The organism is Pseudoxanthomonas sp. LjRoot204_2 (assembly GCF_056175765.1).
Window position 1 is genome coordinate 1 of record NZ_JBGFFG010000494.1, and the last position, 2,260, is coordinate 2,260.

A 2,260-nucleotide genomic window follows, 5' to 3' on the forward strand; every position below is an offset into this window, starting at 1 on the left:
CGCTGCTGCTGCAGCCGGCCCTGTTGCTGGCCGACGAACCCACCGGCAACCTGGATTCGAAGAGCGCCGCCGATGTGCTGGCGCTGATCGACGAGGTGCATGCCGGCGGCCAGACCGTGGTGCTGGTGACGCATGACAACGACATCGCCGGGCGCGCACCGCGCCAGGTGAAGCTGCGCGATGGCAAGGTGGAATCCGATGCGCTCCAGTAAGACGTGGCTGACCGCCATGGTCCTCGCCGCGGCCGCACCCGCGCAGGCGGTCGTGCTGACCGGCGAAGTGCGCGCCATCGACGCGCAGCAGATTCTCACCCCGCAGTCCAACAGCGCGCCGGTGGTGATCCGCTACTACGTGCCGGAAGGCGAACGGGTCAAGAAGGGCGACGTTGTGCTGCGCATCGACCCGGGACAGTCCGCCAGCCGCATTCCCGATCTGGAAGCGCAGATCGAGCAAGGCCGCGCCAAGGACGCCAAGGATGTTGCCGAGCTGCAGGTCAAGGCCGTGCAGGCCGAGATGGCGCTGGTGGAGGCCGAGGCCGAACTGGCCAGCGCGAAACTCGACGCCACTATTCCGCCCGACCTGATCTCCGGCCTGGACTACGACCGCCATCAGGGCGAACTGGACCGCACCACCCGCGAAGTCGCACTGAAGCGAAAGGACCTGGAGGCCGCCAACACCGCCGTGCAGCGGCGCATCCAGGACGGGCGCCTGCAAATCGAGAAGCTGGTGCTGCAGCGCGACTACCACGCCGCACTGGTGCGCACCTCGGAAGTCGTCGCCGACCGCGACGGCGTCGTGGTGCACGGGTTCAACAACAACTGGATCGGCGGACGAATCGATGAAGGCTCGTCGACCATGCCCGGCAGCAAGGCCGGCGAAGTGGTCAGAAGCGGCCGCATGAACGTGCGCGCGTGGGCGCTGGAACCCGATCGCCGCGGGCTGGCGGTCGACCAGCCGGTGGAGCTGGCGTTCGATGCCATGCCCGGGCGCAAGGTCGCCGGCCGCATCGCTTTCATCTCCGGCGCGCCCGACCGGCGCCCGGAATGGGGCGAGGGCCGCTACTTCACCATCGACATCACGCTGGACGCACACACGCTGTCGCTGATGCCGGGCATGAGCGTGCGTGTGATCGCGAAGCCGGCCGCAGCGCCGGCGACCAAGGGGAAGGCGCCATGACACTCCGTGTTTCCGTCCTTGCCCTTGCCCTGCTGGCCGGCGCCCCCGTTGTGCACGCCGCCTCCCTGCGTGTCGACGGCGAGGTCTATGCGCAGCGCAGCGTGCAACTGGTGCCACCGGCCGTGGATCGCCTGTGGCAGTTTAACCTGACCCAGCTGGCCCCCGATGGCAGCACGGTGAAGAAAGGCGACATCGTGGTCGCTTTCGACACCAACGAACTGGTGCGCCAGCTCAGCGAGAAGCAGAGCCTTCTGCAGGAAAAGAAGCGCGAGCTGGAGAACCTGACGCTGGACGTGGCCGAGCGCGAACGCAGCCAGCATCTGCTGACGGCGCAGGCCGAGGCCGAACGCGACAAGGCCGCGCGCAAGACGTTGCAGCCACGCGAGCTGATCGCCGCACTGGAATACGACAAGTTGGTCGAGGACCGCCGCCGCACCGAACGCCTGGCCGTGCTGGCACAGCAGGCCGAGCGCGCGGCCACCGAACAGCGGCGACAGGAACTGCGCCTGGTGACCTCGGAACTGCAGCAGGCGCAAGCCGACGTGACGCGCCTGCAGACTTCCATCGGCGCGCTGACGCTGCCCGCCCCGCGCGACGGCGTGATCATGCACAAGAGCAACTGGAACGGCGAGAAGTTCGACGTGGGTTCGCAGGTATGGCGTGGCCAGACCGTGGCCGAGATCCCCGACCCCGCCACGCTCGCGGTGCGGGCCCAGCTGCCCGAGCGCGACCTGCAGCGGGTCAAGGTCGGCGTGCGCGCGCGCATCGTGGTGGAAGGCGGTGGCGGCAGCGCCTACCACGGCAAGGTAGCGGGTATCGGCCGCGCCGTCCGCAGCAAGTCGCAGGTGCAGCCGGTACCCGTGCTCGACCTGGAGATCCGGCTCGACGACACCAAGGCGAAATTGCGCCCCGGCCAGGCGGTGCGCGTGGAGCTGACCGTGCCCGACATCGCCGGAGGTGGGAAATGAGCCGCGGGATGCAGCGTGCGACGCTGCTGGCCATCGTCACCCTGCTCTCGGCCTGCGGCAGCGACGACATGCCGATCGCCACCGAGACCGTCGCGAAAGGTCCGGTGACCCTGCAC

2 protein-coding genes and 1 pseudogene are annotated in these 2,260 nt (G+C 68.8%); all 3 read left to right on the plus strand.

All coding sequences use genetic code 11. The features are described from left to right. Nucleotides 1-212 (plus strand): annotated as a pseudogene (locus tag AC04L7_RS17040) (macrolide ABC transporter ATP-binding protein); the annotation flags it as partial. Then, nucleotides 199-1,176 carry an HlyD family secretion protein gene (locus tag AC04L7_RS17045; RefSeq protein WP_435995931.1) on the plus strand — a complete coding sequence of 326 codons (978 nt, stop codon included), beginning with the start codon at nt 199-201 and terminating at the stop codon, nt 1,174-1,176. The pseudogene AC04L7_RS17040 and the gene AC04L7_RS17045, both read left to right, overlap by 14 nt. Then, nucleotides 1,173-2,144: an HlyD family secretion protein gene (locus AC04L7_RS17050; protein WP_435995929.1), complete on the plus strand. Its 972-nt coding sequence runs from the start codon at nt 1,173-1,175 to the stop codon at nt 2,142-2,144. The genes AC04L7_RS17045 and AC04L7_RS17050 overlap by 4 nt, the downstream gene beginning before the upstream one ends. Nucleotides 2,145-2,260 lie beyond the last annotated feature (116 nt).

Bases quoted from the DNA above. Each gene is read 5' to 3' on its own strand.
- AC04L7_RS17045 (WP_435995931.1), top strand. From the start codon at position 199: ATGCGCTCCAGTAAGACGTGGCTGACCGCCATGGTCCTCGCCGCGGCC.
- AC04L7_RS17050 (WP_435995929.1), top strand. From the start codon at position 1,173: ATGACACTCCGTGTTTCCGTCCTTGCCCTTGCCCTGCTGGCCGGCGCC.